The organism is Rhodococcus koreensis (assembly GCF_017068375.1).
Lineage (GTDB): Bacteria > Actinomycetota > Actinomycetes > Mycobacteriales > Mycobacteriaceae > Rhodococcus_F > Rhodococcus_F koreensis.
The window spans coordinates 6,198,815-6,224,409 of the sequence record NZ_CP070609.1 but is presented as its reverse complement, the minus strand read 5'-3'; the positions used below and the strand labels follow the sequence as shown (position 1 = coordinate 6,224,409).

Genomic DNA, 25,595 nt, shown 5'->3' with positions numbered 1-25,595 from the left:
CAAGTACTCACGGCTACTCGAGGCCCTGCTCGATGGCGTACCTGGTCAGCTCGACGCGGTTGGCCAACTGCAGCTTGCGTAGCGTGGCCTGGACGTGGTTCTCCACGGTGCGGTGACTCAGCGACAGCTTGTTCGCGATCTGCTTGGCGCTGAGCCCTTTCGCGACGAACCGCAGCACCTCGGTCTCCCGCTCCGTCAGTTTGGGGACCGCGGGGCCCTGCTCGTCGGCGGGCGCACTCGACATTCGGCGGTACTCCCCCAGCACGAGTCCCGCGAGCCCCGGCGTGAACACCGCCTGCCCGGCCGCGGTGGCCCGCACCGCGTCCAGCAGTTCCTTCACGGACGCGCTCTTCACGAGGTACCCGGACGCGCCTGCCTTGACGGCGTCGAGGACGTCGTCACGCTCCGACGAGGCGGACAGCACCAGCACCCGGCTGTCCGGCGACACGTCCAGGACGGCGGCGGTGGCCGCGGCGCCGTTACCGTCCGGCAGTTGCATGTCCATGAGGACGACAGCGGGACGGGTCGCCGCCGCCCGGCGTCCCGCGGCCGCGACGCCGTCCGCCGTGGCGACCACGGTGAACCCGGCGCCGTCGAGGTCGCGGGCCACGGCGTCCCGCCACATCGGGTGGTCGTCGACGACCATCACGGTGATCTGTTCGCCGGTCTCCGTGTCACTCATGCGTTTCGTCTCCCTTCGGCACGCGGATCTCCCATTCGGTGCCCTGGCCGGGTTCGGTGTCGAGTGCGGCGGTGCCGCCGAGCGCACCGACGCGGCCCAGAATGGATTTCGATACTCCCATGCGACCCTCGGCCTCCGCTTCGGCCAGCCGTCCCGGGGCGATGCCGCTGCCGTCGTCGCGGACGCTGACGACCACCTCGGCGCCCAGATCCTCCAGCAAGACGTATGCCCTGGCGCCGGACCCCGCGTGCAACGCGACGTTGGACAGTGCCGTGTCGACGATCGCGACGAGTTCGGTCGCCCGTCCGCGCTCGATCGTCACCGGATCCGCCGGAGTCGACACGGACACCGTGGTGCTCGCCCGCGTGCCCAGCAGCAGTCGCACGTCGATCGCGCTCCCACCCAGATCCGACGCGACACCCGCGCCCTGCTCGGAGATCAGCATGCGCAGCGCCACCTCCTGCTCGCCGGCGAGCTCCGCGAGTTCGGCTGCGGGCCCGCCGATCTCGTTGCCCCTGCGACGGACGAGCGCGAGCACCTGCAGGACGCCGTCATGCACCTCACGGGCGAGTCGTTCCCGTTCCTCGGTGGCGGCGGCCAACCGCACCGCCTGCTCCAGCTGGGCCTGCGCGCGCCTCGCGGTGGTGGTGGCGAGCCCGAGCGCCAACCCCACCGACACCAGGACTGGTGCCGTCGCGTCCTTCCACAGGTCGAGGTTGACCTGGTCGCGCACCACCGCGCTCACGGCCGCCATGAGCACCCCGGACGCCATGCCGAGCCACGGCCCCCCGAAGACGGCGGCGGAGATCACCGCGTTGGTGACCCACAGCGTCGTCGGCAGCGTCTGATGGTGGCTGTACCAATCGTGATCGGAGACGAGGCGCGTCGACGCCATCAGCGCGATGGCGATCACCTGGTCGGCGATCACGACCTGGTAGCGCGGAACCTTCCCGTGGGACAGCAGGACCGCCGACAGTCCCGACCACACCGCCATAAGGGCGACGAAGAACCAGCTCAGCCGCTGATGGGTGTAGTACTGCACCGACACGATCTGGTAGCTGATCGCGTACACGAGCGTGACGAGCCGGAACGCCTGCGCCGCACGCCACAGCGGGGCATCCGGCTGGGTGTCGAGTTCGGTCGCGGCTCTCGGCCGGTAGTGCAGGCGGGTGCGGTGTTCACTCTCGTCGGTCATGGGTCTGCGCCGGGTTCTCCAAGTGCGGGTCGTCGTGGTGAGGCGGTGTGTCGGCCTCGGCCGGATAGAGCGGGACCGACGGGTCGTCGACCTCGAGTGCGTCGTAGGTGGCTTCGGGATCCGCGGACAGCAGTGACCGCACCGCCGTGTTCAGCAGCGCGACGATCGGCACCGCCAGCAGACCGCCGACGATCCCGGCGAGGACGATGCCGGTGGTGATGGCCAGCACCACCGCGAGCGGGTGCAACCGGACCGCGCGGCCGAGCAGCAGCGGTTGCAGCACGTGGGCCTCGAGTTGCATCACCCCGATGATGATGCCGAGCACGATCAGCGCGGTGAGGAATCCTTTGGTGACCAGGGCCACGAGCACCGCGAGGAACCCGGTGAGGAACGCACCGACGATCGGGATGAACGCGCCGATGAACACGAGCGACGCCAGCGGCAGGGCGAGCGGAACCCCCAGGATCGCGAGTCCCGCCCCGATCCCGATGGCGTCCGCGGCCGCCACCGCCACGGTGGCCCGGACGTACCCGATCAGCGAGCCGAACCCCTCGCTCCCCGCCAGCCGGACCCGCCGCCGGGACGCGGACGGGACGAGGCGGGTGACGAACTCCCAGATCTGGGAGCCGCCGTAGAGGAAGAAGATGAGAGTGAACAGCGTCAGCAGGGCGCCGGTGAAGATCTCGCCGACGACCGTGGCAGTCGTCAGTGCGCCACTCGTCAGCTGTTGCCGGTTCTCCTGGATCGACTTGACCACCGAATCGCCGGCCTGCCGGATCTGATCCTCGCTGAAGTGGAACGGGCCGTCCGTGAGCCACCCCTGGATCTGTGTGATGCTCGCCTCGAATTGTTCGGTGAGGCCGGGGAGACCTTCGATGAACTGCTCGACGACGAACGTCATGATCCCGGCGACGATGCCGATCGAACCGATGAGGACGACGAGGACGGCGGCCGACCGCGGCACCCCCTTGCCCTGCAGCCAGTCGACGAGGGGCACCAGCAGCGCCGACGCCAGGAGCGCCAGACCCACCGGGATCAGGACGGTGTCGAGCCTGGTCACGATGTATCCGAGGGTCAGCAGGCCGGCGAAGATGACCAGTAGCCGCCACGTCCACTCGGCCGCCACCCGCACCACCGGGTGCACCGACGCCGAGGGGTGACCCCCGCCCTGTGTTACCGCGGCAGTGTCCGAGCGTTGCTCGTTCGCGTTCACCTGCGGAGCGTATCGAGGTTCGGGCGGCGCCGGGTGCTTCGCGCGGGAAACACGTGCGCAGGGCACGCATATGCGCCGTTTAGGGGACGTGTCCTACGCCACCCGGTACACCCCCCGCTAAATTGAACGGCGTGCGGAAATCCTATAGAGCGATCGCGGCGACGGTCCGCAGCAGATGGCCGCTCTATATGATTTCGATGCTCCTCGCCAATTTCATCGGCGCCATCCTCGTGTTCGCCTTCGTGCGGTACGGGGTGCCGATCCCCGAATCGGCAGCCATCATGGCCGACCGGGTGCGCAACGTCGCGATCTTCGGCGGCTATCTCGCGTTCGCCGCCGTGGTGAGTCTCACGGCCGCCGCGATGATGCTGCGGTCGGTCGTCCGCTGGCAGTTGCGGGGCGGTCCGCCGACGCGCAGCGAACAGATGTCGGCGCTGCACGCGCCGCTGCGGCAGGCGATCGTGCACCTGGTGTTGTGGATCCTCGGCGGCATCATCTTCGTGCTGCTCACCATCACCGAGATGCCGGAACTGGCGGTCGCGGTGATCGTCACCGTCTGCATGGCCGCGACCACCACGTTCGGCTTCACGTACATGCTCGGCGAACGCATCCTGCGACCGGTGGCCGCCCGCGCGCTCAGCGAGGGCGAGTTCGACCGGACCATGGCCCCCGGCGTCGGCACCCGGATGGCGATGACGTGGGGCCTCGGAACGCTGATGCCCGTCATCGGCATCATCCTGCTGTGCGTGACGCAGATAACCACCGACCTCGTGTTCTCCCCCGACGCGCTCGCGTGGGCGATCATGCTGCTGTCGATCATCGCGATCGCGCAGGCGTTCGCGCTGTCGATGCTGACGGCCAGCCAGATCTCCGACCCGATCAAGCAGCTGCGACGGGCCATCGAACGCGTCCAGCGCGGCGCCACCGACGTCCGGGTCGAAGTGTTCGACGGCAGCGAGGTCGGGCGACTGCAGGTCGGGTTCAACCGCATGATGCGCGAGTCGGACGAGCGGCGGCTGCTGCGTGAACTGTTCGGCCAGCACGTCGGTGAAGACGTGGCACGGCGGGCACTGCAGTTCGGCACCGAACTCGGCGGCGAGACGAGGTTCGTCGCAGTGCTGTTCGTCGACATGGTCGGGTCCACCGGCGCCGCCGCGGAGCGTCCCCCCGGCGAGGTCGTGAACCTGCTCAACGAGTTCTTCCGCGTCGTCGTCGACGTGATCGACCGGCACCACGGCTTCGTCAACAAGTTCATGGGTGACGCGGCGCTCGCGATCTTCGGCGCCCCACTCGACCGCCCCGACGCACCGACGGCGGCGCTGGCCGCGGCCCGGGAGCTGCGGTTCGCGTTGAACGAGATCACCGGCCTCGACGTCGGCATCGGCGTCTCCGCGGGCCTCGCCGTCGCCGGCAACATCGGCGCCGCCGAACGCTTCGAATACACGGTGATCGGAGACCCCGTCAACGAGGCGTCGCGGCTCACCGAACTCGCCAAGCTGCACCCCAGCCGCGTGCTCGCGTCGACGAGTGCCCTGTATTTCGCGGACGACGACGAACAGGCGCACTGGGAACTCGGCGAACAGGTCCAGCTGCGGGGCCGTCGCCGCAACACCCATCTGGCTTGGCCGGAGGACTATCCGGAGTAATCCGCTACCCGTTGGTTACGCTGGCCAGGTGGCACAGCCTCGATCCGACCCGCCCACTGCCGAGCCTCCTCGGCAGCGAAGCCGATACTGGTGGATCAAATGGCTACTCGGCGCCGGCCTCCTGGCCCTGCTGACCGTCGAGGGAATCTATCTGTGGCCCACACTCAGCGACTCGTGGAAAGCGCTCACCGAGATTCACTGGGGGTGGGTCGCCGCCTGCATCGCAGCCCAGGCCGTGTCCCTGAGCGGGTACGGAGCAGTCCAGCAGCGGCTGCTGCAGGCGGGCGGAGTCGTCGTCAGCCAGCTGAAGTCGGTGTCCGTGATCTACGCGAGCACCGCGATGGCCGTGAGCCTGCCCGCCGGTCAGGTGTTCTCCACCGCCTTCACCTACAAGCAGACCCGCAAGTGGGGTGCCACCCCCATCGTGGCGTCCTGGCAGCTGGCGATCTCCGGCGTGATCGCCGCGGGCAGCCTCGCGCTTCTCGGCGCCGCGGGCGCATTCGCGGTGGGCACCAAGGTGAGTCCGGTCACTCTGGTGCTGTCGCTGGTGGCCGCGTTCGGCTTGTTCTACGCACTGCGATACATCTCACGTAACCCCGACTCCATCGAGTCGATCGGGCTGTGGGTGCTCGCCCGGTACAACAAGTTCCGCAAGAATCCCCCCGAAGCCGGCGCCGAGCGGTGGCGGGAGATCCTGAGCCAGCTCGATTCGGTCGAGCTGAGGCGCAAGGATTCGATCATCACGTTCGGGTGGTCGGCGGTCCACCGGCTCGCCGACGTCGCGTGCCTCGGTTTCGCGTGCTGGGCGGTGGGCGCGGAACCGTCGTTCGCGGGTCTGCTGATCGCGTTCGCCGCGGCCAAGGCCGTGGGCAGCATCCCCCTCGCGCCGGGCGGGCTGGGGTTCGTCGACGGCACACTGATCGCCACACTGACCGCGGCGGGGGCCACCGCATCGCAGGCTCTCGCGGCCGTGTTCGTCTACCGCGTCGTGAGCTACATCCTCGTCGCACTGGTCGGCTGGGTGGTGTTCCTCATCCTCTTCCGGCACAACCAGCACGAGGACCTGGAGATGGACCTCGAATTCGAACGCCGGGAGCAGTCGACCCCGACCACCAACCGGACGCAGCACTCCACGGAGTCCGAGCCCGACTCTCAGCCGTGAGTACTTGTTAACGTCCGGGGGGATGTTGCGGAATTGAGTGAGGGTGGTGTGGCCCTCTCGTGGCTTGTGGCGGGTGCCGGTGCGGGCGGGGGTGGCCCCGCCTGGTCAGGTGGTGGCCGGGAGGGTGTGTCCTGCGGTCAGGTGGGTGAGGATCTTGCCGATGTTGTGGACCGCGGCGTGGAAGGCCCATTCGCTGCGGGCCCGGTCGAGGCCGCGGCTGGTGAACCGGCGGAATCCGAGGTTGTGTTTGGCGTGCCCGAACACGGTTTCGGCGATGGGTGAGCGTTGGCGGTAGGTGGCGATGCCGGCCTCGGTGCGCAGTCGGTGGGTCATCGCTGCGATCGGATCGGCGTGTGGTGGTGGGGATCCGGTGACCGGGTTCTCGGCCGCCGCGGTTTCGAGGTCACGGGCTTTGCCGGTGGCGATCAACCGGTCCGGGCCCGGGGCGGTCAGATTCTCGCGGGAGCAGTAGCCGGCGTCGAAGAGCATCACCCCGATCAACTCCTCCGGAGCCGGAGCCGGAGCGGGGGCGGGGTTCGGGTTGGTGTGGCGGCGGGTGGTGTCGATCAGTTGCGCGGCCTTACCGGCCTTGTCGACCATCTCGGGGAAGTAGTCGTAGTCGGCGGGGCCGGTCCCGACCCCGGTGGCCAGGATCACCCCGTCCACGCTGGTGAAGGCCTGGCAGTTGTAGCCCTGCAGCCAGCCGCCGCCGCGTAGCGGCTGCAGCCGCGAGTCGGGGTCGGTGGTGTTGCGGCGACGCTGCCCGGCGGTGGCATCGCGTGCGGCCTGCTTGCGCAGGGCGGTGTCGAGTTCGGTGCGCCGCCGCCGGACCAGGTGGTGCTCGTCGACCGGTTTCGGGACGAACCCGCCCCGGGCCCCGGACGCGGTGCGCTCCTCGAATCGGTCGAGCACCGCCTGCTGGGCGGTGACCGCCGCGTCCAGCCGCCGGCGTGCGGCGGCGACCTCGGCCCCGACCGGGACCCGGCCCATCACCGTCTGGCCGGCGTCGAGCCGGGCCAGGTAGTGCCGTGACTTCCCGTCCCGCTCGGCCTGCTCGGCCCGCTTGTCCGCGTCGAGCTGCGCCAACGCCTCCGCGATCCGCGCCGACCGGGTGCCCGGATCGGCCAACTCCGCCGGCACCTGGCCCGGGCCCGGATCGTCCTCGCCGTAGAGGTCGTCCTCGGCATCATCGGTGGCCGCGTGCGCCGCCGCGGCGGCCGCGGCGATCCGCGCGGCCTCGGCGGCGGCGGCCTTGCGGAGCCCGGCCTCGGTGCGGTTGGCGTCCTTCGAGGCGTTCGAGGCGATCTTCGCCCCGTCCAACGCGATCGTTTCGAGCCGCCCCAACCCCAGCGACGCCGCCAGGATCAGGACCTGCGTGAACAGGTCCTGACAGGCGGTGTGATTGTCCTTGCGGAACCGGGAGATCGTCACGTGGTCGGGGGTGTCACCGGCGCAGATCACCCGGTAGGACACCACCTCGGTGCAGGCCCGCTCGATCTGCCGGGAGGACCGCATCCCCCGCGACCACGCCCAGATCAGCAGGGTCACCAGCATGTCCGGGTCGTACCCGGCCCGGCCCGCGCCCCCGGTGCGACGAGAAGCGTGGAACGCCGAGGTGTCGAGGTGCTCGTCGACGATCTCGATCACCGTCCACACCGGATGCGTGGGCGGCACCCACTCCCGCATGTCCGGCGGCAACAGGAACTGCTGATCACGATTCACCGGTCGATATCCCTTGGCCACCAACACATTATCCAGGAACCCCAGGTCAGACCATGGTGACACGCGGACACCCCGACCCGGAATTTTGCAACAGCCCCCCGGCGGTTAAGAAGTACTCACGGGTGGCGAAGCCGCAAAGGCCCGGATCGCCTCCGCCACCACGTCCGGTCGGTCCTCGGGCATCAACGTGTAGCTGTCCGCGACCTCCCGCAGTCGGGCGTGCGGGTACAGCTCGGCCAGTCGCCGACCGTGGTCGCGGGGCATCACCTTGTCCTCGACCGCCCACAGCACGAGGACCGGCCGGTCGAAGCGCCGGTTCGCCTCCGCCCATTCGCGCAGCGTCGACTTGGGCGGCAGCGACGTCGTGTACTTGCGCAGGTCCCGGCGTACCCGGCGATCGGTGGTCGCGGGGCGGAACCAGCCGTCCATCACCGGTTTCGGCACCGGACGCTTGCTCATCCATCCCCACGCCGCGGGAGCCCGGCGCATCGCCCGGAATCGCAGCGCCTGCATGGTCAGGGCGAGGCCACCGGGGACTGCCACCGCGAGACCGATCGCGCGACCGGGAATTCCCGGTGGGTAGTTGTCGAACGCCTCGCACGGCGTGAGGACGAGGGCCCCGACGCGACTGGTGTCGCCGAGCGCGATCAGCACCTGCGCGCCGCCCCAGTCGTTCTGCACGAGCGTGACGTCCGTCAGGTCGAGTTTCTCGAGGAACTCGCCGATGAGCAGTCCGAGACCGCGCAACGAGAGGTCGGCGTCGGCCCGCATCGGGATGCGGTGCGCGCCGAGCGGGAGGGTGGGGAGAATGCAGCGGAAGTCCGGGACGAGTCGCTCGACCACGTGCCGCCACACGGTGCCGTCGATCGTCAGGCCGGAGACGAACACGAGGACGGGGCCGTCTCCTCCGGTGTCGTCGTACTCGACGGTGCCTGCGGAGAGTTCGATCTGCTTCATGGCGCTCACTCCATTTGATAGATCGTTCTACTGAGAACCAGGTTACGATGGGGTGCGCACCGAGCGCAACGGTCGGAGGCAGAAAAAGTGAACGACACCAAGGCCCGGATCCTCGGCACCAGCAGCGACCTCTTCCGCCGCAACGGCTACACGGGGACCGGACTCAAGCAGGTCGCAACGGAGGCCCGCGCCCCGTTCGGGTCGATCTACCACTTCTTCCCGGGCGGAAAGCAGCAGCTCGGCGAGGAAGTCATTCGAACGTCGGGCGAGGAGTACGCGCGGCTGGTGTTCTCCATCCTCGACGCGCATTCCGACATCCTCGAGGGGATCGAGGTCGGGTTCCGGCTGGCGGGCGAGACCCTGGTGGCCACCGATTACGCGGACGCCTGCCCCATCGCCACGGTCGCACTCGAGGTCGCGAGCACCAACGAGGTGCTCCGCGTCGCCACGGCGGACGTGTTCACGAGCTGGATCGACTCCGGCAGCGCGCTGCTGCGGGCCCGCGGGTTCGGCGAGGCCGATGCGAGGCGCCTGATCCTGGGGTTCGTGACCAGCCTCGAGGGCGCGTTCGTCCTCGCCCGCGCGCTCCGCAGCACCGAACCGCTCGACGCGGCCGGGGCCACCGTGCTCGCCGCCGCGCGCGCCTGCCTCCCCCCACGTGAGTGAGAAAGCGTCCCCGGACACGCTTTGCCACTCACGGGCCGGGTCGCTGAACCGATCGGGCGGAACGCCGCGTCGACACCACCTCTAGGCTGGCCGTGTGAAGAAGTACCTCCCCGCGCTCGCCCTGGACGTCGTCCTCGTCATCGTGTTCTGCGCCATCGGCCGCCGCAGTCACGACGAAGCCAATGCCCTGACGGGCCTGGCGACCACGGCCTGGCCATTCCTGTCCGGTCTGGCCGTCGGCTGGCTCGCGACCGTCGCGCTCTACCGCGACAAGTTCGACGCGTTCCTCATCGTCCCGACGGGCATCGTGGTGTGGCTGTCGACGCTCGTGGTGGGCATGCTGTTACGCGTGGTGAGCGGCCAGGGAACGGCGTTCAGTTTCATCATCGTGGCGGGCACGGTTCTCGCTGTGTTCCTCCTCGGCTGGCGCGCAGTCGCGAAGATCGTGACGAAGGCCCGCGCCACCACCTGATACCGGCGAATCCGCCCCGACGGCACACGAACTTCCGCTCGAGGTGAGACAGTTTTCCCATGAGTGACACCATCGATCCGGCCCGGGACGAGCGGCGGTCCGACCGCGGTTTCTTCGGCCAGCCGTTCGCCCTCGCGAACCTGTTCGGCGTCGAGATGTGGGAGCGATTCTCCTTTTACGGGATGCAGGGCATCCTGATCTATTACCTCTACTATTCGGCCTCCGAAGGTGGCCTCGGAATCGCCGAATCGTCCGCAACCAGCATCGTCGGCGCCTACGGCGGCACGGTGTATCTGTCGACCATTCTCGGCGCGTGGATCGCCGACCGGCTCCTCGGCTCCGAGCGAACCCTGTTCTACAGCGCCATCCTCGTCATGCTCGGCCACATCGCCCTGGCGGTGTTCCCCGGCCTGTGGGGTGTGGGCATCGGTCTGGTCTGTGTCGCGTTCGGCAGCGGTGGGCTCAAGGCCAACGCCACCTCCCTGGTCGGCGATCTGTACGACGAGCACGACGAGCGCCGCGACGCCGGATTCTCCATCTTCTACATGGGCATCAACATCGGCGCGCTCGTCGGCCCACTGCTGACGGGCTGGGCCCAGGACGCCATCGGCTTCCATGCCGGCTTCGCGCTCGCCGCGATCGGTATGGCGCTCGGATTGATCCAGTACACACTCGGCCGCAAGCGCCTCCGGGGCATCGGGGCGGAACCGCCCAATCCCCTTCCCCGCGCCCAGCGGCCCAAGTGGATCGCGATCGGCGCCGCCGCGATCGTGGTGATTGCGGCCCTGTCCCTGACCGGGGTGATCACCGCGGCCAACATGTCGGACATCGTGGTCGGCCTCACCATCGTTGCGGCGATCGGCTACTTCGCGATCATGTTGTCGAGCCGCCGCATCACGGCCGTCGAGCGCAGCCGCGTCTACGCGTTCATCCCGATGTTCATCGCCAGCGCGGTGTTCTGGTCGCTGTTCCAGCAGCAGTTCACCACCGTTGCGGTCTACTCCGACAAACGACTCGACCGCAACCTGTTCGGCTGGGACTTCCCGCCGTCGTGGGTGCAGTCCATCAACCCGGTCTTCATCATCATCTTCGCGGGTGTCTTCGCTGCCGCGTGGACGAAACTCGGCCCCCGTCAGCCGTCGTCGCCGATCAAGTTCGCGGCAGGCACGATCATCATGGGTCTCGCGTTCCTGGCGTTCATCCCGATGTCGGGTGGCGGCGCCAACAGCGCACCGCTGCTGGGTCTGGCCGGCATCCTGCTGCTGTTCACGTTCGCGGAACTGCTGCTGTCGCCGGTGGGACTGTCGCTGTCGACCAAGCTGGCACCCGAGGCGTTCCACACCCAGATGGTGGCGTTGTTCTTCCTGTCCGTCGCCCTGGGCACCGCGATGGCGGGCACGCTGGCCAAGTACTACGACGAGAACAACGAGGTCCCGTACTTCACCGCGGTCGGGCTCGGCTCGATCGCCGTGGGTGTGCTCCTCGCTATCGGGGCACCGTGGATCAAGCGTCTGATGAAGGGCGTGCACTAACACCCGCTGCGCTGAGAAACGGTCTCAGCGCACCCACAACCACACGGCCAAACCGAATCCCGCCATCGCGATGACGACGCGGAGGACGGACGGCGGTATCCGCCTGACCACGGGTGGGCCGCACCATCCACCGGCCAGGGCGCCGATCGCCATCGCGGCGGCGGCGCCCCAGTGGACGGGGCCGAAGGCCGCGAACCCGATCGCGGCGACGAGGTTCGCGACGCCGAGGAGAAAGCTCTTCAGAATGGTCGCGCGCCAGATCTTCTCCGAGGTGAGGATCAGGGCGATCGCCAGGAAGATGACACCGGCACCCGCACCGAAGTACCCGCCGTAGATGGCGACGACGAACAGCGACACCGAATAGGTGCGGGGCATGTCCCGCCCGCCGGCCAGCGCCCGCAGCCGGGGTTGCAGCAGCAGTGCCAGCGCGGCGAACGCGACCATGAACGGGACGATCGCCTCGAACGACCCCGCGGGCGCCAACAGCAGGATTCCCGCGCCGACCAGGCCGCCCGCCGCCGAGTACAGCGCCCACCGCCACAGCTTGGGACCGGTGTCGGCGACCTCCCGCGTGGAGTTGGACAGCGCGCCGACGCCGACCGCCACCATCGCGACCGTGTTGGTGACGTTGGCGGTCACGGGCGGCAGACCGACGGCGAGGAGTGCGGGATACGACACGATGGACGCCAGGCCGGTGACGAACCCGACCAGTCCCGCGAAGAACCCCGCTACGACGAGAAGACCGATATCAAGCAGGGACACAAGGTAGAAACTTACCCTTGCTCACTTACTCCCTCAGCGCGGACGGTCCGCCCCTCAGCGCGGACGGTCCCCGTCGTTGTCAGTTCGCCGGCTTCGCCATTTCACGGAAGAGCATGTCGGTCATCTTCACCGCGCGGTCGCCACCGTCGGCGTCGGCGACGAAGACCGCGAAGGCCAGGTCGCCGCGTGAGCCGTAGAACCAGCGGTCGTCGCCGCTCGCACCATTCATGCCCATGAGGTCCGGGTAGCCGTTGAGGTACGACGCACCGCCCCGCACCACGTTGTCGCGCATCATGCCCCGCAACTGGTCGTTGATGTTCGCCGGAAGCGGCTGAGCGGCCACGTCGGTGGTGCCCGGCTGTCCCTGGACGATCATCGGCGCCGGCGCGCTGCCCCGTGCGATCGACGCTGCCAGCATGGCCAATCCGAACGGCGTGACGGCGGGCAGGTCGCTGTCCTTGCGGTTCATCACCTGGTTCATGCCCGACTGGTCGGCGGTGAAGACGGCGGTCTGATGGTCGAGGCCCGGGATGTTGTAGTTCATGCCGAGCCCGAGCTGATTGCCCGCCTTCTCGATGTCCTCGATCGACAGCGAGGACGGGTCGACGCCCTTCTGCAGTCCAGCGGCCCTCTTCACGAGATCGAGGTTCGATCCGGCGGGGTAGAGACCCTGGAACGCGATCGGCCCCTGCTCCATCGCCTGGTTGTTCTGCGCGGCGGCGAGCACGGCGCCGGAGGACGGCTGGATCGCGACGATCGCCGCGGGGGTTCCGACGCTGACCACGGCTTCCTCTGCTGCCAGTTGCAGGTGGGAGTCCACCGTCGCGACGATGTCCGGCCCGGGCGGGCCCTGGAAACCGGCCTGCGGAATGAGTGTGCCGTCGGGGTCGACGAGGTGGACGGCCCAGCCGGCCGTCGCGTCCCGGTTGGCCTGCCACACCTTGCGCAGCGGATCCAGCAACGGTGTCGTGATGCGCCGATCCGACGTGATGAGCTTCGGCGTCTTGATGGTGACGACGCCGGGGATCGCGAGGTCCTCCTCGAGGAATTGCCAGTCCTGGTCGCGCAACAGCACGGCGGTGACCTGCTGGCCAGGCTTCTCGGCCATCTCCGCCATCATCGAGTCGGCCGTCACGAGGGGAGCCACCGGCTCGAGGACCTCCGCCAGACGCCGGGTGGTCGCGACGGGATCGGGCATCGTCGCGGGATCGAGGGTGACCGAGTTGATGGTCTGCTCGTTCATGAGCAGCCCGCCGACGGCGTCGAAGACGCGCGGCGGTGCGGCGTCCGTCCGGTCGTAGCGGACGACGCGCCCGTTGCCCATGTCGGGCGCGAGGATCGACGGATCCCAGGAGATGCGCCAGCCGACGGACAGGTTCCGCACGCCACCCTGAACCTGGTAGCTCCAATCCTTGCCTTCACCGAAATGCCAAGCGGCACCGACGGTGAAGAAGCCGGAATCCGAGCCGAGATCCATGAACTGGGTCACGTCGAACTTGGCGTCCTCGGGATGGAGGCCGTCGAACATCTGCTGAATCGCCGTCTCCGCGGCGTTGGGATAGGAGGTCTGCGCTGCAGCGGCAGCGGCATCGCCCTCGTTCAGTGCGTTGACGAAGTCGTCGACGACCGACTGCGCGGTCGCCTCCTCTTTCGACAGCACGCACGACGCCAGAATTACCGCCAGAACGACAGCCGACGTCAGGGCGATCACGTATCTGTTGCGGCGGCCAAGCGATCGTCCATTCCCCATGTCCACCATCTTGCTTTCAGTCACATGCGTAACAAGCACCATTTGCCTACGAAGGAGTTACGGTTGAGCCACAACTTATCCCCGAACAGCAACGCGTGAACGGGTTTATCGAAGAAAACGCCCCGCAGCCTGCACAGCAGGGGCCGAACTGTCACCTGTTGCAATAAAGACGGCAAATGCTAGGTCGTCCTTGATTCCGACGAACCAGCCGTGAGCGGGACCACTTCCGGACTCGGCCGTGCCAGTTTTTCCGAGCAGCCCCGGAATGTCCTGCAGCGCAGTAGCGGTACCTCCCGTCACAGTTTCGCGCATCATCGTCCGGAGGTCGGCGGTGACGTTCGCGGGCACGGCGGGCGCCGTCGTGTCGGCGGTCCCGGGTTGTCCCCGCACGATCATCGGCGCCGGCGTGGAACCGTCCGCGATCGATGCGGCCACCATAGCCATGCCGAACGGCGACGCAGTGACCTGCCCCTGTCCGATCGCGGACTCGACCCGGGCGGCGGGACTGTCGGCGATCGGCACGTTGCCGGTGACGGTGGTCAGTCCGGGCGTGACGTAGTCGACGCCGAGCCCGAACTGCAGCGCAGCCTTCTGCAGGGCGTCGGGCGGCAACCCGACCGCCAGCCGTCCCATGGTGGTGTTGCAGGACCGGGCGAACGCGGTGTGCAACGGGACCGCGCCGAGGTCGAATTCGTCGTCGTTGGGGATCTGCCTGCCCTCGATGTTCTCGGTGCCGGGGCAGGGCAGGACGGTGTCCGGGGTGGCGGCACCGGCCTGCAGCGCGGCGGACGTCGTCACCGTCTTGAACGTCGATCCCGGCGGGTAGAGGCCGGTGAGCGCGATCGGGCCGAGCGCGTCGGCGGGGGCGTTCTGCGCGACCGCGAGCACCTCACCCGTGGAGGGTCGCAGGGCGACGATCGCGGCCTGCTGCGGCACGTCGGCGAGCGCCCGCTCGGCGGCCATCTGCATCGGGAGGTCGAGGGTCGTCGCGATGTCGGGGGCGTCGGGGCCCTGCTCGCCGGCGACGGTCTTCGCCGAACCGTCCTGACCGACCAGTTGCACTGCCCAGCCCGCGGACGCGTCCTGCCCCTGCTGCCACAGGTCGCCGAGCCCGGCCAGGGTGGGCGAGGCCAGCGCCTTGTCCGTGCTGAGCAACCTGGTCTGCGGGGCGAGCGTGACTCCGGCGAGTTGCCGCAATTGCGGTTCGATCGGCGCCAGGTCCTCGGCCCGCAGCGAGATGGCCGTGACCGGCTTGCCCTGGGCGCCTGCCAGATCCTGCTGGAGCGTGGCCGCGGTGATGGTCGGTGCGATGGGCGACAGCAACGACGCAACCGCCACCGTGTCGGCGCCCTGGTCGAGGTTGACCAGCGTGACGACCTGTTGCTCGAGGATCGGCGCGCCATCCGCGGCGAGGACCTTCGGCGGTGTTCCCGTCGTGGTGGTGTACCGGACGGTGGTGTCGTCGGTGAGTCCGGGTGCGAGCACGGCCGGGTCCCAGACGATCTTCCAGTCGTCGCCTTCCTTGGTGGCGTTGCCGGTGGTGCTGTACTTCCATTCCTGCCCCGGGGCGAACGGCCAGGACACGTCCATCCTGAACGTTCCGCCGTTGTCGCCCGACTCCTGCACGTCGGTGCGGGTGTACGTGCCGTCCCGGTTCCCGAGCCCGTCGTACATGGCCGTGATCGCGGCGGTGGCGGCGGCCGGGTCGGTGGTGAGCGCGGCGGCAGCCTGCACGTCGTCGCTGTTCAGGGCGTCGGCGAACTGCTGCGACACGGTGTCGGGCTGGTCCGGTCCGAAGAGTCCGCAGGCGGAGAGCACCATCGCGAGGACGGCGATTCCGGCGGTGGCCTTCCGGGTGGGGGTGGGACGGATGGGGCTGTGACGAACGGTTGAGGTGCGCACGGACTCGATCATGCCTGACGTGGTGGCGCGCTTCGAATAATCGGTGTAATTATGTAATCAGTGCTGCATCACGGTGATCGTGGCACCCGGCTCCCAGGAGGACGCCATGAGAAACGCACAAGGTCCGGGCTCCCGCCGCTTCGGCCGCCCCGGTGGATGGCAGCAGGCGGACGTCCCCGACGCGAGCGACGCGGCCGAGTGGTTCGCCGGCCGCCTTCCCGACGACTGGTTCACCGGCCCCGCGACCGTCGAGGTCGACCGCGAGGAGATCGTGGTGGTCGGCGAATTGCCGCCCGTCGAGTCCGCCGACTCCGGTTCGGAGGCCGCGATCGACGGACGCATTTCCCGGTTCCGCGAAACCACCCGGGGCGATCGAATGCGCATCGCCGACGAGGCCGAACGGCGCTACGGACGCAAGGTCGCGTGGGGCGTCGGCCTCGACGGCCACAAGACGCTGTTCACCCACCTCGCGGTTCCGGTGATGACCCGGCTCCGCCAGCCCGAACGCAAGGTTCTCGACACGCTGGTCGACGCCGGTGTGGCGCGGTCGCGGTCGGACGCCCTGATGTGGACGGTGCGCCTGGCGGGCCAGCACAGCGAACAGTGGCTCACCGAACTCCGTGAAGCCATGGCGAAGGTGGACGACCTCCGCGCCGAAGGTCCCCAGATTTAATTCGATTGCACGGGTATCGGTGGCGTCCTATCGTGAACGTCACCGATGCGCACCGGGCGCGTCAGACAGAGGGGAACGGTCCATTGCTCCTGACGAGGTAGTCACGCGAGTCTTCATCCGCACACACCTCGGGAGTACCCCATGGCCCAGTCATATCTGTCCCTGTCCGACCTCACGTTCACCTGGCCCGACGGCGAGCCTGTCTTCGACGGCCTCGACGCCGTCTTCGGCCCCGGACGCACCGGCCTGGTCGGTCTCAACGGTTCCGGAAAATCCACGCTGCTCCGGCTGATCGCCGGGCGCCTGCGTCCCGACCGCGGGTCGGTGACGGCACAGGGCGAGGTGGCGTACCTGCCGCAGGACATCACGCTCGACCCCACGCTGAAGATCGACCGGATCCTCGGCATCGACGATCTTCGGGCGGCGTTGCACCGCATCGAGTCCGGCGACGGCACGCCCGAGGATTTCGATGCCGCGACCGGCCGCTGGGACATCGAGGAGCGGGCCGTGTCGACCCTGCACCGGCTCGGTCTCGAGCGGGTGCTCGGCAGCACGTCCGACCTCGACCGCACCGTCGGCACCCTGTCCGGTGGCGAGACCGTGCTGCTCGGTCTCACCGCGCAACTGCTGAGGGAACCGGAGGTGCTACTACTCGACGAGCCCACCAACAACCTCGACGGCGCGTCCCGCAGCAAGCTCTACGAGGTGGTGCAACAGTTTCCGGGCACGCTGCTGGTGGTCAGCCACGACCGTGCCCTGCTCGACCTCATGACGTCCATCGCGGAACTGCGCGCCGGCGAGATCCGCATGTTCGGCGGGAACTTCAGCGCGTACCGGGAGATCGTCGAGGCGGAGCAGGCGGCCGCCCGGGCCGCGGTGCGCGACGCCCGCAGCGACGTGCAGAAGCAGAAGCGGGAACTCGTCGAGGCCCGCATCAAGATCGACCGTCGTAAGCGGTACGGGCAGAAGATGTTCGAGAACAAACGCGAGCCGAAGATCGTGATGGGACTGAGGAAGCGGCAGGCGCAGGAGTCGGCGGGAAAGCTGCGGAACAATCACATCGCGAAGGTCGACGAGGCGCGGGATTCGCTGACGGAAGCGGAGAGCGCCCTGCGGGACGACCGCGAGGTGCGCATCGACCTGCCCGACACGGAGGTGTACTCGGGTCAGGAGGTGGTCTCCGTCCGGGACCTGAGCCTGCGCAGCGGACAGCAGGTGTCGCTGGACGTGGTCGGCCCCGAGCGGATCGCGCTCGTCGGACGCAACGGCGTCGGGAAGACGACCCTGCTCGACGCCGTCGTGGCAGCGGGACCGCGGGTGCCGTTCAAGGCCCTGCCGCAGCGACTCGACGTGTTCGACGAGTCGCTGACGGTCGCCGAGAACGTGGCCGCGGCAGCGCCGCACGCGTCGCAGGAACAGATCCGCGCCCAGCTGGCCCGGTTCCTGTTCCGGGGCAACGATTCCGATGTTCTCGCGTCGGCGTTGTCGGGCGGGGAACGGTTGCGGGCCGCCCTCGCGACCATCCTGCTGGCCGAACCCGCCCCGCGACTGCTGCTGATGGACGAGCCGACGAACAACCTCGACCTGCCGAGCCTCGCGCACCTCACGCAGGCGCTGCGCAGTTACCGCGGTGCACTGATCGTGGTCAGCCACGACCGGCAGTTCCTCCACGACATCGGTGTCACCCGGTGGCTGGAAATGACGGGAGAGGGCCTCCGGCCCTGTGCGCCTTTCGGGTAGTCCCGGCTACCACAAAGGCGCACGGGCGAAGCTCATTCGGCGACGCCGATGTCTTCGTGCCACAGTGCGGGCCTGCGCTCGATGAATTCGGCCATGAGGTCGATGCAGTGCTGATCGCGCAGGACGGTGACGTCGACGCCGTTCTCGCGGAGCCATTCGTGACCGCCGGTGAACGTGACGCTCTCCCCCACGACGATCGCGCCGATGTTGAACTGCCGGACCAGTCCGCTGCAGTACCAGCACGGCGACAGAGTGGTCACCATGATCGTCGAGCGGTAGTCACGCTGGCGCCCGGCGGCGCGGAACGCGTCCGTCTCGCCGTGGACGGACGGGTCGCCGTGCTGGACCCGCCGGTTGCGGCCGCGGCCCAGCAGGGTTCCGTCGCCGGCGAACAGCGCGGCCCCGATCGGGATTCCGCCCTCACGTTTGCCGAGTTCCGCCTCGGCGATCGCCACGGCCAGCAGTTCCTCGGGGTCGAGCGCGGGGTTCGGGGGAATCGGCATGCCACCAGTATCGCCCCCGACCTGTGCGCCCGAGTGCAGTCCGCGAGTCGGCCGCGACGCGCGTGCTGCAGACTGGGCGGGTGCAGCACGCTACCAATCCCGTCGACGGCGTCCGGATCGCGTACCAGACCGTCGGCGACGGGGAACCGCTCGTCCTCGTCCACGGCACGGCTCTCTCCCACGCGATCTGGCGCGGATTCGGCTACGTCGCCGCGCTGCGTGATCGGTACCGGCTGATCCTGGTCGATCTGCGGGGCCACGGGCGCAGCGACAAGCCGCACGACGAGGACGCGTACGCGATGGATCTGCTCAGCGGCGACGTCCTGGCGGTCCTCGACCACCTGGAGCTTCCCAGCGCGCACGTGCTGGGGTATTCGCTCGGCGGCCGGGTCGCGCTGGTGTTGGCGGTCGGCGTGCCCGAACGTCTGGAGAGCCTGATCGTCGGCGGTGGCAGCAGCCTCCCGCAGGCAGGCGCGTTCGACCGGCTGTTCTTCCCGGGCTGCATCGACGTCCTCGAGCGGGACGGTATGGAGGCGTTCCTGGGGCAGTGGAATGCCCGGCGCGGGTGGCCGATCGACGCCGGGACGCGGGCGGCGTTCATGGCGAACGACGCGAAGGCGCTCGCCGCGTACATGCGGCGTTCCGGTGTGGAGCCGGGAGTCGACGACGACGTCCTGCGCCGGATCGCCGTCCCCACCCTGCTGTTCGTCGGCTCGAACGACGCCGAGCGGATCGGCGACACCCGGCGGGTGGCGGCGCTGATTCCCGGTGCGTCGCTGACGATCCTGCCCGGTTTCGACCATTCGACGGCGGTGGCCGCGAGCACCGAGGTGCTCGCGGCCGTCGAGCCGTTTCTCGCGGCGGTGTGACCGCTACACCCATTCGACCAACTGGATGATCACCCCGTTCGGGTCGCTCATCTGGAAGTAGCGTTCGCCCCACGGCTCGGTTTCGATGGGCGTCACGATCGGGACGCCCTCCGCCTGCAGTCGCTCGTATTCGCCGTCGATGCCGTCGACGACGAGTGCGATCAGCAGCCCCTGGCCGGCGTCACCGGCGATCCGCGCGGGTTTGAACGTCTCCAGTCCGGTCTTCAGGAAGACCAGATTGAAGCCGACGTCCGCACGCTTCAGCGACACGAAGCCCTCGGCGGCCATCTCCTCGACGAAGCCCAGGTGGGACTTGGCGAATTCGGCCGACGCGACGGGGTCTGCGACGTTCAGCGACAGTGCGCTCGCGGTGACCTTCACGGTGGTGTCCTTTCGTTGACGACACCCCACTAACGTACGCCGTACGACAATTGTTCCCGGGGCGGACCTCACATCGCCAGCAGGCCCTTCGCGATGTGCGTCACCTGGATCTCGTTGCTGCCGGCGTAGATCATCAGCGACTTCGCATCGCGCGCGAGCTGCTCGACCCGGTACTCGGCCATGTAGCCATTGCCGCCGAACAGCTGCACCGCCTCCATCGCCACCTCGGTGGCGGCCCGCGAGGAGTAGAGCTTCATCGCCGACGCCTCCGCGAGACTCACCCGATCCCCCGCCGCCGTGCGCTCGATGGCGTTGAAGACCATGTTCTGCACGTTGATGCGCGCGATCTCCATCTCGGCGAGCTTGAGCTGGACGAGCTGGAACTGGGCGATCTCCTTGCCCCACAGCTTGCGGGACTTGGCGTAGTCGACGCAGAGCCGGTGGCACTCGTTGATGATGCCGAGGGACAGCGATGCGATACCGATCCGTTCGGCCGCGAAGTTCTCCTTCGCGCTGGACTTGCCGTCCGACTTGCCGCCGTCCTCCGTCTCGCCGAGCAGACGGTCTCGGGTGAGGTGCACGTTGTCGAAGAACAGTTCCCCGGTAGGCGAGGAGTTCATGCCCATCTTCTTGAACGGCGCCCCCTGGGTGAGCCCCTCCATGCCCGTGTCGAGGACGAAGGCGAGGACCTTCCGGTCGCGGCGGTCGACGGACGAGTCCCCCTCGTCGAGTTTCGCGTAGACGACGATGACGTCGGCGTAGGGACCGTTGGTGATGAACGTCTTCTGCCCGTTGAGGATGTAGTCGTCGCCGTCGCGGCGGACGTAGGACTTCATGCCGCCGAACGCGTCCGAGCCGGAGTCGGGCTCGGTGATCGCCCACGCTCCGACCTTCTCGAACGTGACCAGACCGGGCAGCCAGCGCTCCTTCTGCGCCAGCGTCCCGCGACTGCGGATGGTGCCCGCCGCCAGCCCGAGGCTCACCCCGAGCGAGGCGACGAGCCCGAGGCTGACGCCCGCCAGTTCGGCGTTCATGATGACGCCCATGCTGCCCGCGCCGCCGAGGCCGCCGGATTTCTCCTCCTTCGCGCCGGATGCCGCGTCGCCGCTGCGTTCGCGGTCCAGGGACTTCGTGAGCGCCTCCCGGGCCATCTCGTCCAGGCCGAAGGTGGCGAAGAGCTTGCGGATGATGTCGAACGGAGGCAGCTCGCCGGTCTCCAGCTTGTCGACGTGCGGTCGAATCTCCTTGTCGATGAAGCCGCGGATCGCGTCGCGGAACATCAGGTCGGTATCTGACCACTCATACATGCCGGGCACTCCAGTCGCCGAGAGACAAAGGGTTGCCGCAAATATAGAACACGTTCCTATTATTCGACAGGTGTCATGGCGAGCCACCGTCCGTTCCACCGATCCCGAGCCACTTCGACCGCAGCCGGTCGAGGGTGCCGTCCGCGGCCAGGGCGCGCTGCGCCGACTCGATGCGGTCACGCAGCGCGCGATCACCGGTGCGGACGGCGACGGCGATCTCCTCCCGGGAGATCCCCCGTTCGACCACCTCGACGTGCGGGCGGTCCCGGACCAGCCAGGTGAGGACCGGCGCGAGTTTCATGACGGCGTCGCACCCGCCCGAGGACAGGTCGTCGAGGGCCTGTCCGATCCGGTCGTACGCGTACACCCGGATCGCGCCCACGCGGCCCTCCGCGACCAGGCGATCGACGATCGGCTGACTGGTGTTGCCGTGCTGGACACCGACGGTCAGGCCGCGCAGGTCGTCGACCCCGCGCACGCCCGGATGCCGGGACGTGTCGACGGCCAGGGACTGACCCGACACGAGGTACGGGGCGCAGAAATCGGCACGCGTCCGCCGCTCCGGCGTCACGGTGGTTCCCGAGGCGATGCAGTCGAATTCGCCGTCCGCCAGTGCGTCGAAGATGCCGTTGAAGTCGGTGCCGCGGTACGGGACGAGCGACCAGTCGAGGCCGAGTTCCTGCGCGAGCGCCCGGGTGAACTCGACGTCGAAACCCGCAGGCGCCTCGCCGTCCCGGAACTCGAACGGCGGGTCGGGCAGGGCCGAACCCACCCGCAGTACGCGCGCTGCCGCCGTCATGTCGCCCCTCTCCGGCCGTGGCGGGTGCCTACGAACCGATCAGCCCCAACCGCTGTGCCAGCCAGGGCATTTCCTTCTCCAGCCCGGCGGACCACACGGCGAAGCTGTGCCCGCCAGGCACTTCCACGTACTGCACGTCCATTCCGGCGTTCTTCGCGGCCTGATAGACCTTCTGCGCTCCCGGCTTGTAGGCATCGTCGTCGCTGCCGATCACGAAGACCCCGGCCGAGTCCGGGTATTTGTTCGCCGCCATCAGGTCAAGCGGGTTGACCCTCTTGAACGCCGCCTCGTCACCGCCGAAGCCGTCGTCGAGGGTGCGCTGGTGGTCGCCGAGCGTGGGCGCCTCCTGACCCGAGATGTCGAGGAACGTCGGATACACGTCGGGATAGTTCGTGGCCATCTGCAGCGAACAGGTGCCGCCGTAGGACAGGCCGCCGATGGCCCACGCCTTGGGGTCCGGGTTCACCTGCAGGTTCGACTTCACCCACGACGGAACGTCCTTCGCCAGATACGTGGCCACGTTGCCCAGCTTCGAATCGGTGCACAGGGGGTTCGCGATCTGCGAACCGGTGCCGTCCGCCACCACCACGATCGGGGCCAGTCCGTCGTGTTTCGCGGCGAACTCGTTCATCGTGGTGGCGAGCTTGCCTCCGGCGAACCAGTCCTCCGGCGAGCCGGGCTGGCCGGCCAGCATCACGAGCACGGGCAGCAGCGGGCGCGGGTTGGCGAAGTAGGCGGGCGGCAGGTAGATCTCGGCGTCGCGGGCGGCGAACCCCGACGCCGTCCCGGGAACGGCCGCCGTCAGCACCCGTCCCTCGCTGGGCATCCCGGGCGGGGCCGTCCACGACGCGTCGAGCGGCGTTCCCGTCACGACGTTCTCGGTGGAGCTGCCGAGGTCGTTCATCTGGACGCGGTCGAACGGCTCCGCCCCGAATGCCGTGCCCACCGTGGGATAGGCGTCGAACACCCAATTGATCTGCGTCGCGGACGCGAGAAGCACGGCGAGGACCGCGAGAACCGACCCGACGGCGGCTTTCACTGTCCGGCCCGCACGGATCCGCGGCACGAGCAGGATGATCGCGAAGAGCCCCAGACCGATCCACACGTAGATGGACATCTCGATGGGGTCGGGGAACGGCCGGAGAACCTTTTCGACCATTACGTACAGGACGACGGTGACGACCACCGACACGGCCAGGCAGATCGGAACGGCTTTCGTGCGGTACCAGGGGGCGCGGGCGGCGAGCAACCACACGCCGCCGAGCGCGCCGATCCCCGTGAGGATCCAGGGCAGAGGCCCTGAGATCACACTGAGGTCGCTGAGCCATTCCACGTTCCGAAGCCTAGAGCGCGAACCCGCACCGCGTCGGCGACTCGGAGCGACCGGTAAAATTGCGGGGGTGACATTCATCAAGGTGTGCGGTCTGCGCGACGAGGCCTCCGTCGATCTGGCCGTGCGCCTCGGCGTCGACGCCGTGGGTTTCGTGTTCGCCGACAGCGTCCGCCGGATCTCCCCTGACGACGCCGCGCCGCTGGTCCGCCGGGTCACCGGTCACACGGTCGCGGTGGGCGTGTTCAAGGGGAGTTCCGTGCCGGAAATGATCGAGATCGCCGCCGCGGCAGGTCTCGGCACCGTCCAGGTGCACGACCTGACCTCCGCCGACGACGTCACCCAGTTGCGGGAGGCGGGGCTCGGCGTGATCCGTGCCGTCGTCGCCGGTGACACCTCGGGCGATTTCGGAGCCGACCGCATCCTCGTCGACGGGGCCACCGCCGGGGCAGGCGTGCCCTGGGACTGGGCGAACCAGAGCCGGCCCGACGGCGAATGGATCCTCGCGGGCGGGCTTCATCCGGGCAATGTGCGGGCCGCCGTCGACGCGACCGGCGCGTGGGGTGTCGACGTGTCGAGCGGCGTCGAATCGTCCCGCGGGGTGAAGGATGCGGCGCTGATCGAGCAGTTCGTCGCCGCCGTGCGGACCGGCGACTGAGTCAGTTGAGTCAGCCCGGCATGCCAGCCACCGAATCCTCCACGTCCCACGACGCGAGCACCGTCCGGATACCGACGACCAGCGCGAGCGGCTGATCGATCATCACGTGGTGTCCGGCGTCGGGGATCCCGACGACCACCGCGGTCGGCCCGAATCGGGTGCGCATGCTGTCCATCATGGCGTCGGTGACGATGCCGTTCTCGGCGCGGAAGTAGGCGAGGCGGCAGCGCGGGTCGGACGCACCCAGATGGCCGCTGCCCTCGCGGGAGAAGAACGAGGAATCGAACTTCCACGACCACCCGCCGTCCACCTCCTCCATCGAGGTCTCCGCGACGTGGCGCAGGACGGCGGGCACCGCGGTGTCCTGCGGCGGGACGAACCGGAACCGCTGCAGCGCCACCTCCCGGGACGGGTAGACCTTCTTCGGACCGAAGGCCCGCTGCTTCCGCGCTTCTTCCTCTTCCGGTGTGCGCGCGAGGACGGGCGAATCGATCAGCTGGACACCGGCCAGGTCCTCGCCGAACAGTTGCGCTGCCACGTACGACACCATTCCGCCCATGCTGTGCCCGACCAGCACCGGCGCGCCCGAGATGCCCGCCGGTTTGGCGACGGCGAGGGCTTCCTCCGCCCACCGTTCCAGTCCGTACTCCTGGCGGCGGTCGCTGTCTCCGTGCCCGGTCAGGTCGAGTGCGACGACGCGGCGGCCCGTGGCCAGCATGGGTGCCACATGGTCCCACCATCGGCTGTGGGCGGCGCCGCCGTGGACGAGAACGAGTCCGGGCGTGCCCGTCGGGCCCCACGCGCGGTAGTGGACCTCCGCACCGGCGACGTCCACCCGGCCGATGTCGACCGGGGCCGCCACTGCCGTGGTGAACCAATGGGGCGCGTCCGACTGCTCGTTGCTCATTCACCGAACATACCGACCACGGGCGGACGCTCTCGGCCGCCCTAGAGAAGGTCCAGCATGGCCGCGACCGTGCGTTCGACCACCGGGAACCTGTCCGGGGCCAGATCGTGCCGGGCGCCCTCGAGTTCGACGAGCGTCGTCGGAGCGGGGATCAGTGCGAGTGCCGACCGCATTTCGTCGGGGGTCGCGAACGGGTCCTTCGACCCGTGCACCACCACGGCCGGGGTGCGGAGGCCGGGCAGGTGCTCGGTGCGGAGCTTCTCCGGCTTGGCCGGTGGATGCAGCGGGTACGACAGCAAGAGCAGGGCGTCGACGAGACCCGGACGCTCCGAGGCGAGCATGGACGCCTGACGCCCGCCGTACGAGTGCCCGCCCGCCCACACCGGCGCCGGCACCAACTCCCGCATCACGGCCACCGCGGCCGCGATGCCCTCCCGGTCCTCCGCCGCCTTCGACGGGTGTGGCGGACCCGACGCGCGGCGCTGCCGGAACGGGAGGTCGAACCGCAGGACCGCCACCCCCCGCTGCACGAACCCCTCGGTCACGGCCCGCAACAGCTTTGTGTCGCAGTCACTTCCCGCCCCGTGCGTCAGGACCAGCCCGGCCGACGCGTCTCCCGCGGGGCGGTGGAGACGTCCGCGCACGCCGTCGCGTTCCAGCAACTCGCTCATGCGGTTCACGGTAGTGGAATGCCGGGCTGTTCCAGTACTCCGGCTGCTGGACCTACCTGCCCGTTGATTGCGATTGGCTCACGGTCTGTTTGCCGG

General features: G+C 68.8%; 24 protein-coding genes. 9 read left to right on the top strand and 15 right to left on the bottom strand.

The features are described 5' to 3' along the window. Window positions 1-13: 13 nt before the first annotated feature. The 3 genes from JWS14_RS28350 to JWS14_RS28340 are packed head-to-tail and all read right to left on the bottom strand — an operon-like array spanning window position 14 to window position 3,090. Complete coding sequence (locus JWS14_RS28350) at window positions 14-682, bottom strand: response regulator (protein WP_072947537.1); 669 nt, start codon at window positions 680-682, stop codon at window positions 14-16. Beyond that, window positions 675-1,877, bottom strand: coding sequence for a MacS family sensor histidine kinase (macS, locus tag JWS14_RS28345; protein WP_206014898.1), 1,203 nt, complete (start codon window positions 1,875-1,877; stop codon window positions 675-677). The genes JWS14_RS28350 and macS overlap by 8 nt, the downstream gene beginning before the upstream one ends. Further along, on the bottom strand, window positions 1,861-3,090 hold the full coding sequence (locus JWS14_RS28340) for an AI-2E family transporter (RefSeq protein ID WP_072947539.1): 1,230 nt from the start codon (window positions 3,088-3,090) through the stop codon (window positions 1,861-1,863). The genes macS and JWS14_RS28340 overlap by 17 nt, the downstream gene beginning before the upstream one ends. 188 nt (window positions 3,091-3,278) lie before the next feature. On the opposite strand from JWS14_RS28340, the gene JWS14_RS28335 reads away from it, so the two are divergent. Together JWS14_RS28335 and JWS14_RS28330 are read left to right on the top strand one after the other, a co-directional pair. Beyond that, a complete protein-coding gene (locus JWS14_RS28335) occupies window positions 3,279-4,736 on the top strand; it encodes an adenylate/guanylate cyclase domain-containing protein (RefSeq protein WP_072947540.1) in 1,458 nt (485 codons plus the stop codon). A gap of 28 nt (window positions 4,737-4,764) precedes the next feature. Next, window positions 4,765-5,898: a lysylphosphatidylglycerol synthase transmembrane domain-containing protein gene (locus JWS14_RS28330; RefSeq protein WP_072947541.1), complete on the top strand. Its 1,134-nt coding sequence runs from the start codon at window positions 4,765-4,767 to the stop codon at window positions 5,896-5,898. A gap of 105 nt (window positions 5,899-6,003) precedes the next feature. On the opposite strand, the gene JWS14_RS28325 is transcribed toward JWS14_RS28330, so the two are convergent. Then, on the bottom strand, window positions 6,004-7,647 hold the full coding sequence (locus JWS14_RS28325; RefSeq protein ID WP_420855144.1) for a transposase: 1,644 nt from the start codon (window positions 7,645-7,647) through the stop codon (window positions 6,004-6,006). A 78-nt stretch (window positions 7,648-7,725) separates the two neighbouring features. Continuing rightward, window positions 7,726-8,577, bottom strand: coding sequence for an alpha/beta fold hydrolase (locus JWS14_RS28320; RefSeq protein ID WP_206014896.1), 852 nt, complete (start codon window positions 8,575-8,577; stop codon window positions 7,726-7,728). Between the two features lie 87 nt (window positions 8,578-8,664). On the opposite strand from JWS14_RS28320, the gene JWS14_RS28315 reads away from it, so the two are divergent. The 3 genes from JWS14_RS28315 to JWS14_RS28305 all read left to right on the top strand — a co-directional run bounded on the left by JWS14_RS28315 (window position 8,665) and on the right by JWS14_RS28305 (window position 11,247). After that, window positions 8,665-9,243 carry a TetR/AcrR family transcriptional regulator gene (locus tag JWS14_RS28315; RefSeq protein WP_206014895.1) on the top strand — a complete coding sequence of 193 codons (579 nt, stop codon included), beginning with the start codon at window positions 8,665-8,667 and terminating at the stop codon, window positions 9,241-9,243. A 94-nt stretch (window positions 9,244-9,337) separates the two neighbouring features. Then, entirely contained in the window at window positions 9,338-9,715 is a 378-nt protein-coding gene (locus JWS14_RS28310) for a DUF3054 domain-containing protein (RefSeq protein WP_072947544.1), read from the top strand. Between the two features lie 59 nt (window positions 9,716-9,774). Beyond that, entirely contained in the window at window positions 9,775-11,247 is a 1,473-nt protein-coding gene (locus tag JWS14_RS28305; RefSeq protein WP_072947545.1) for a peptide MFS transporter, read from the top strand. A gap of 24 nt (window positions 11,248-11,271) precedes the next feature. On the opposite strand, the gene JWS14_RS28300 is transcribed toward JWS14_RS28305, so the two are convergent. The 3 genes from JWS14_RS28300 to JWS14_RS28290 all read right to left on the bottom strand — a co-directional run bounded on the left by JWS14_RS28300 (window position 11,272) and on the right by JWS14_RS28290 (window position 15,673). After that, entirely contained in the window at window positions 11,272-12,009 is a 738-nt protein-coding gene (locus JWS14_RS28300) for a sulfite exporter TauE/SafE family protein (RefSeq protein WP_072947546.1), read from the bottom strand. A 79-nt stretch (window positions 12,010-12,088) separates the two neighbouring features. Further along, window positions 12,089-13,768, bottom strand: coding sequence for an NTF2-like N-terminal transpeptidase domain-containing protein (locus tag JWS14_RS28295; protein ID WP_206016205.1), 1,680 nt, complete (start codon window positions 13,766-13,768; stop codon window positions 12,089-12,091). Between the two features lie 96 nt (window positions 13,769-13,864). Continuing rightward, a complete protein-coding gene (locus JWS14_RS28290) occupies window positions 13,865-15,673 on the bottom strand; it encodes a penicillin-binding transpeptidase domain-containing protein (protein WP_072947547.1) in 1,809 nt (602 codons plus the stop codon). Window positions 15,674-15,767: 94 nt separating this feature from the next. Between JWS14_RS28290 and JWS14_RS28285 the strand changes: the two genes are divergently transcribed. Both JWS14_RS28285 and JWS14_RS28280 read left to right on the top strand, forming a co-directional pair. Further along, window positions 15,768-16,334, top strand: a complete 567-nt coding sequence (locus JWS14_RS28285) for a hypothetical protein (protein ID WP_206014894.1) — start codon at window positions 15,768-15,770, stop codon at window positions 16,332-16,334. Between the two features lie 141 nt (window positions 16,335-16,475). Next, a complete protein-coding gene (locus JWS14_RS28280) occupies window positions 16,476-18,074 on the top strand; it encodes an ABC-F family ATP-binding cassette domain-containing protein (RefSeq protein ID WP_072947549.1) in 1,599 nt (532 codons plus the stop codon). A gap of 32 nt (window positions 18,075-18,106) precedes the next feature. Here the strand turns inward: JWS14_RS28280 and JWS14_RS28275 are convergent, their stop codons facing one another. Further along, entirely contained in the window at window positions 18,107-18,577 is a 471-nt protein-coding gene (locus JWS14_RS28275; RefSeq protein ID WP_072947550.1) for a nucleoside deaminase, read from the bottom strand. A gap of 62 nt (window positions 18,578-18,639) precedes the next feature. On the opposite strand from JWS14_RS28275, the gene JWS14_RS28270 reads away from it, so the two are divergent. Next, complete coding sequence (locus JWS14_RS28270; RefSeq protein ID WP_206016203.1) at window positions 18,640-19,446, top strand: alpha/beta fold hydrolase; 807 nt, start codon at window positions 18,640-18,642, stop codon at window positions 19,444-19,446. Window positions 19,447-19,449: 3 nt separating this feature from the next. Here JWS14_RS28270 and JWS14_RS28265 read toward each other — a convergent pair whose 3' ends face one another. The 4 genes from JWS14_RS28265 to JWS14_RS28250 all read right to left on the bottom strand — a co-directional run bounded on the left by JWS14_RS28265 (window position 19,450) and on the right by JWS14_RS28250 (window position 23,266). Then, on the bottom strand, window positions 19,450-19,827 hold the full coding sequence (locus JWS14_RS28265; RefSeq protein ID WP_072947554.1) for a VOC family protein: 378 nt from the start codon (window positions 19,825-19,827) through the stop codon (window positions 19,450-19,452). A gap of 68 nt (window positions 19,828-19,895) precedes the next feature. After that, entirely contained in the window at window positions 19,896-21,134 is a 1,239-nt protein-coding gene (locus JWS14_RS28260) for an acyl-CoA dehydrogenase family protein (protein WP_206014893.1), read from the bottom strand. Window positions 21,135-21,207: 73 nt separating this feature from the next. Further along, window positions 21,208-21,933: an ABC transporter substrate-binding protein gene (locus tag JWS14_RS28255; RefSeq protein ID WP_072947556.1), complete on the bottom strand. Its 726-nt coding sequence runs from the start codon at window positions 21,931-21,933 to the stop codon at window positions 21,208-21,210. 28 nt (window positions 21,934-21,961) lie between these two features. Next, entirely contained in the window at window positions 21,962-23,266 is a 1,305-nt protein-coding gene (locus JWS14_RS28250; protein WP_206014892.1) for an alpha/beta hydrolase, read from the bottom strand. Between the two features lie 67 nt (window positions 23,267-23,333). On the opposite strand from JWS14_RS28250, the gene JWS14_RS28245 reads away from it, so the two are divergent. Beyond that, window positions 23,334-23,921 (top strand): phosphoribosylanthranilate isomerase, encoded by a 588-nt coding sequence (locus JWS14_RS28245; protein WP_206014891.1) that lies wholly within the window; start codon window positions 23,334-23,336, stop codon window positions 23,919-23,921. A 10-nt stretch (window positions 23,922-23,931) separates the two neighbouring features. Here the strand turns inward: JWS14_RS28245 and JWS14_RS28240 are convergent, their stop codons facing one another. Beyond that, window positions 23,932-24,828 carry an alpha/beta fold hydrolase gene (locus JWS14_RS28240; RefSeq protein ID WP_206014890.1) on the bottom strand — a complete coding sequence of 299 codons (897 nt, stop codon included), beginning with the start codon at window positions 24,826-24,828 and terminating at the stop codon, window positions 23,932-23,934. A gap of 41 nt (window positions 24,829-24,869) precedes the next feature. Beyond that, window positions 24,870-25,499, bottom strand: coding sequence for an alpha/beta hydrolase family protein (locus JWS14_RS28235; RefSeq protein ID WP_373560158.1), 630 nt, complete (start codon window positions 25,497-25,499; stop codon window positions 24,870-24,872). Between the last annotated feature and the right edge of the window lie 96 nt (window positions 25,500-25,595).